This is a genomic window from Streptomyces anatolicus, from assembly GCF_019400875.1.
GTDB classification, from domain to species: Bacteria; Actinomycetota; Actinomycetes; order Streptomycetales; family Streptomycetaceae; genus Streptomyces; species Streptomyces anatolicus.
Map to the genome: position 1 here is coordinate 1 of NZ_WMBF01000464.1, position 4,970 is coordinate 4,970.

Annotated in this window: 5 protein-coding genes; 3 read left to right on the forward strand and 2 right to left on the reverse strand. The window is 71.2% G+C overall.

What is annotated here, in order from left to right; genetic code table 11:
* Window positions 1-124 precede the first annotated feature (124 nt).
* Window positions 125-1,411, reverse strand: coding sequence for an MFS transporter (locus GKQ77_RS27460; protein ID WP_219691623.1), 1,287 nt, complete (start codon window positions 1,409-1,411; stop codon window positions 125-127).
* Between the two features lie 62 nt (window positions 1,412-1,473).
* Here GKQ77_RS27460 and GKQ77_RS27465 point away from each other — a divergent pair, with 62 nt between their 5' ends.
* Window positions 1,474-2,478: a LysR family transcriptional regulator gene (locus tag GKQ77_RS27465; protein ID WP_219691624.1), complete on the forward strand. Its 1,005-nt coding sequence runs from the start codon at window positions 1,474-1,476 to the stop codon at window positions 2,476-2,478.
* 47 nt (window positions 2,479-2,525) lie between these two features.
* Here GKQ77_RS27465 and GKQ77_RS27470 read toward each other — a convergent pair whose 3' ends face one another.
* Entirely contained in the window at window positions 2,526-3,290 is a 765-nt protein-coding gene (locus GKQ77_RS27470) for an alpha/beta hydrolase (RefSeq protein ID WP_219691625.1), read from the reverse strand.
* Between the two features lie 102 nt (window positions 3,291-3,392).
* On the opposite strand from GKQ77_RS27470, the gene GKQ77_RS27475 reads away from it, so the two are divergent.
* Both GKQ77_RS27475 and GKQ77_RS27480 read left to right on the forward strand, forming a co-directional pair.
* The gene (locus GKQ77_RS27475; RefSeq protein ID WP_219691626.1) at window positions 3,393-4,562 is read left to right on the forward strand and encodes an adenosine deaminase; all 1,170 of its coding nucleotides are present in this window, start codon (window positions 3,393-3,395) and stop codon (window positions 4,560-4,562) included.
* 150 nt (window positions 4,563-4,712) lie between these two features.
* Window positions 4,713-4,970: ATP-binding protein (locus GKQ77_RS27480; protein WP_219691627.1), on the forward strand; the 258-nt coding region annotated here is incomplete at its 3' end.

A 4,970-nucleotide genomic window follows, 5' to 3' on the forward strand; every position in this document is an offset into this window, starting at 1 on the left:
ATGTCGCTCATCCCCACCCACCCCTGCGGCTTCCGAGAAGGGCCCACCCGTGAGGCCCGACACATCGGAAGCTACCGCAGCCCACTGACAACGGCCCCCGGAGTGGGAAAACCCGCAGGTGAAATCAGCAGGAGCGGGCCACGAGCCCCCGCCGCCGCTCCAGCCGCGCCGCGTGCGAACCCCACACCGTCACCGACACGACGCCGAAGACCGCGAGCAGCCCGAGCGCCACGGTCCCGCCCCAGCCGCCCGCGTGGAAGGCGACGGCACCGAGCGTGCCGCCCGCGCTGGAGCCCAGGTAGTAGGCGGACTGGTAGAGCGCCGACGCCTGCGCCCGCCCCGTGGTGGCCGTACGGCTCACCGACGAGGACGCGACCGCGTGCCCCGCGAAGAACCCCGCGGTGATCAGCACGAGCCCCAGCAGCACCAGGACCAGCGAGGCCGAGAGGGACAGCAGCAGCCCGCCCGCCGTCGTGCCCACCGCCAGATACAGCGCCCCGCGCCGCCCCAGCCGCGCCACGAGCTTGCCGGCCGCCGCGGAGGAGACCGTACCGACGAGGTAGACGAGGAAGATCGAGCCGATGACGCCCTGGGGGAGCGAGAACGGCGCCTCGGTGAGCCGGTATCCGATCACCGTGTAGACGGCGCCGAAGACGGTCATGAACAGCGCGCCGATCGCGTACAGCCTGCACAGCAGCGGGTTCGACAGATGCGTACGCACCGTCCGCGCGAGGGACTTGGGGTTCAGCGAGCCCCGCGTGAAGTGCCGGGGTGCGGGCAGCAGCGCGCGGAAGGCGACCGCGCACAGCACCGCCACGACGCCGACGACCGCCAGCGCCGCACGCCAGCCCCAGGCCTGCGCGACCCAGCCCGTGACGATGCGCCCGCTCATGCCACCGATGGAGTTGCCCGCCACGAACATGCCGATCGCCCCGACCAGCGCCTTGGGCCGCACCTCTTCGGCGAGGAACGCCATCGCCGAGGCCGGGAGCCCGGCGAGGGCCGCGCCCTGCACGGCCCGCAGCGCGATGAGCACCTCGACCGACGGGGCGAAGGGGACGAGGAGTCCGACCGCCACCGCGACGCTCAGGGACGCCGTCATCATCGCGCGCCGCCCGAAGCGCTCACTGAGCGCGCTCAGCGGAAGGACGAAGAGAGCCAGTGAGCCCGTGGCCGCCGAGACCGTCCAACTCGCCGTGCTCGCGCTCGCCCCGAAGTCGGCGGAGAGCAGGGGCAGCAGGGCCTGCGTGGAGTAGAGGAGGGCGAAGGTGGCGACGCCCGCGAGGAAGAGCGCGAAGCTCATCCGGCGGTAGCCGGGACCGCCCGGGGTCAGACGGGAATCGGCGGCGGGGGACGACGGAGTGAGGGCGGCCGCGTGGGTGGCGGACGCCCCGCTACTGGCAGGAGGCATGCCACGAACGTACGACCCCATTTTTGATGCGTCCAATGCATGGAAACCCCATAATCGTTCCCATGCAGCATCAGCAGAGGTTACAGCCGCGCCTGTCACACAACAGTGACGTGGAGGACATCGTGACGCTGCTCGCGCCACGCCTCGCGTACTTCGCGGGAGTCGCCCGCACCGAGCACGTCACGCGCGCCGCGCAGGAGATGCAGATCCCCCAGTCGACGCTCTCCCGCGCCCTCGTACGCCTCGAACAGGACCTCGGCGTCGACCTGTTCGCGCGCCGGGGCCGCACCGTCTCGCTCACCCCAGCCGGCCGCACCTTCCTCGCCTCGGTCGAACGGGCACTCGGCGAGGTGGAGCGCGCCGCCGAGTCGGTGCGCGCCGACGCCGACCCGGCCTCCGGCAAGGTCGCCTTCGGTTTCCTGCACACCATGGGCTCCGAGACCGTGCCCGGCCTGATCCGCGCCTTCCGCGCCGACCACCCCCGGGTGCGCTTCAGCCTCGTACAGAACTACGGCGAGGCGATGCTGGAGCGGCTTCGCGCGGGCGAGCTGGACCTCTGCCTCACCTCACCCGTGCCGGACGCCCCCGACCTGGTCGCCCGCCGCCTCGACGAACAGCGCCTGCGCCTGGTCGTCCCCGACGACCACCGCCTCGCCACCCGCAAACGCGTCCGCCTCGCCGAGGCCGCCGACGAGGCCTTCGTGACCCTGGAGCCCGGCTACGGCCTGCGCCGCATCACCGACGACCTCTGCAAGGAGGCGGGCTTCAAGCCCCGCGTGGCCTTCGAGGGCGAAGAGGCGGAGACCCTGCGCGGCCTGGTGGCGGCGGGCCTGGGGGTGGCCCTCCTGCCCCCGCCGGCCGTACCGCGCCCCGGAGTGGTGGAACTGACCGTGACGGGCCAGCGTGCGGTACGGGAGATCGGCGTGGCCTGGCTGGACGGCCACCCGGACACACCCCCGGTGGCAGCGTTCAAGGAGTTCCTACTGAGCAGAAAGGGAAAACTGCTTCAGCAGGCTGGCGTGCACCAGCCTGATCCCGGCGGGAATTCAAGCCCGTCCGGCGATTGAGGACGAACTCGGCGAAGCCGGTGATCAACCGCGCCACAAACACGGGGCTACCGCCGAAGCGACCGCCCGAACCCGGAGGCAAGCGGCATCCGCAACCCCAAGGGCGGCGGAGCAGCCAACGCATCCTCCAACGGCCGCGCGAAATCCGTACCGAAGAGCACCCCCCGCACGAAGTCCGAGGCCAGCGCGAGCACTTCGTCCTGGTGCTGCTGGAGCCGATGCCCATCGGAGTGCACCTCGAACCGGCACACATCCCGGTTCGTCTTCTTCGCCCGCTCCGCCAGCCGGAACGACAGCTCGGGATCGGTCCGCTCGTCGTTCGTGCCGTGCACGATCAGGACCCGCCGCCCCGCGAGCTGCTTCACCGGCTCGGGCGGCGCCGCCACATCGTCCTCGGGGAGCCAAGGGGCGATGGCGAGCACGGAGTTGACCGCCGGGTGCCCGCCCGCGCGCAGCGCCGCCCGGCCGCCCATGTCCACTCCGACCAGACAGACGGGTACGTCTCCGTAGCGGCGTACGACCTCGTCCGCCGCCCATGCCGTGTCCTCGGCGAGGTGGGCCTGCGCGCCGTTCCAGCCCCGGCAGCGGTAGTGCACGACATGCGTGGCGAGCCCCGAGGCGCGCCCGTCCTGGGCCAGTCTGCGCCCCAGCGCGCGCACCGCCCCGGCCGCCAGCGGCGAGGGTCTGCGCGTGGACGTCTCGGCGCCGCCGGGCAGCAGGAGGGCCACGCCGCTCACCGCCGAAGGGCCCGCTTTGATCGCTCGCCCGAGCCTGGGTGGACCCGCGGGCCCCGCCGTCCCTCGCTGTGCCATGACAGAACAGTGTCAGAAGCCATGGTGTACGCCACCCGTCCGCCGGGTCACTGTTCCGTATCGACCAGTGAGTTCTACGCGCGTAGGCGCTAGAGTGCCGAAATGACGAGCCAGACACACGCGACCGGTCACACGGACCGTGAGACGCCCAGCGCCGACCAGATCCGCCGCGCCCCCAAGGTGCTCCTCCACGACCACCTCGACGGCGGCCTGCGCCCCGGCACGATCGTCGACCTCGCCCGCGAGTGCGGTTACGAGGGACTGCCCGAGACCGACCCCGACAAGCTCGGGATCTGGTTCCGCGAGGCGGCCGACTCCGGCTCCCTCGAGCGCTATCTGGAGACCTTCGCCCACACCTGCGCGGTGATGCAGACGAAGGAAGCCCTCAAGCGCGTGGCCGCCGAGTGCGCCGAGGACCTCGCCGAGGACGGCGTGGTCTACGCCGAGATCCGCTACGCCCCTGAGCAGCACCTGGAGAGCGGCCTCACCCTCGAAGAGGTCGTCGAGGCGGTCAACGAAGGCTTCCGCGAGGGCGAGCGCCGCGCGAAGGCCAATGGCCACCGCATCCGCGTCGGCGCGCTGCTCACCGCCATGCGGCACGCGGCCCGCGCCCTGGAGATCGCCGAGCTGGCCAACCGCTACCGCGACCTGGGCGTCGTCGGCTTCGACATCGCGGGCGCCGAGGCGGGCTTCCCTCCCACCCGCCACCTCGACGCCTTCGAGTTCCTCAAGCGCGAGAACAACCACTTCACGATCCACGCGGGCGAGGCCTTCGGCCTGCCGTCGATCTGGCAGGCCCTGCAGTGGTGCGGCGCCGACCGCCTCGGCCACGGCGTACGCATCATCGACGACATCGAGATCGCCGAGGACGGCACCGTCAAGCTCGGCCGCCTCGCCTCCTATGTACGGGACAAGCGCATCCCGCTGGAGATGTGCCCCAGCTCCAACCTCCAGACGGGCGCCGCCACCTCCTACGCCGAGCACCCCATCGGCCTGCTGCGCAAGCTGCATTTCCGCGCCACGGTGAACACCGACAACCGTCTGATGTCGGGCACCAGCATGAGCCGCGAATTCGAGCACCTGGTCGGCACTTTCGGCTACACGCTCGACGACATGCAGTGGTTCACAGTCAATGCGATGAAATCAGCGTTCATTCCTTTCGATGAACGACTCGCCATGATCAGTGACGTGATCAAGCCCGGTTATGCCGAGCTGAAGTCCGAATGGCTGTTCCGCCAGACCGTCTCGACCAGCGCGTCTGTCAGCGGCTAGCGGGCCCTGTCGCGTCCTCGCGCGGCACATCGGCGGCCGGGTGATGCGTCACCCGGCCGCTTTTCGCTGCCCGCTGCCCGTGATCCGGGGTGTTTACGCTCGTTGAACCGCGCAGATCCCCGTCATCGAATTCGCAAGGACGCATTCAAGATGAAGCAGTCTGCTGCCAAGACCCTCGGTGTCGCCGCTCTCGGTGCCGCCTTCGCCGCCGCGGGCGCCGGCGCCGCGAACGCCGCCGCCGGTCTTCCCGACGTGACCTCGGCCCTGGGCCCGGTCAGCTCGGTCCTCCCCCTGGGAGAGGCCGCCAAGACGCTCCCCGCCGGCGCCCCCCAGTCGCTCGCCGCCGCGCAGACCGCCGTCGCCGGTGGCCTCACCGCCCTGCAGCCCTCCATCGACAAGGTGGTCTCC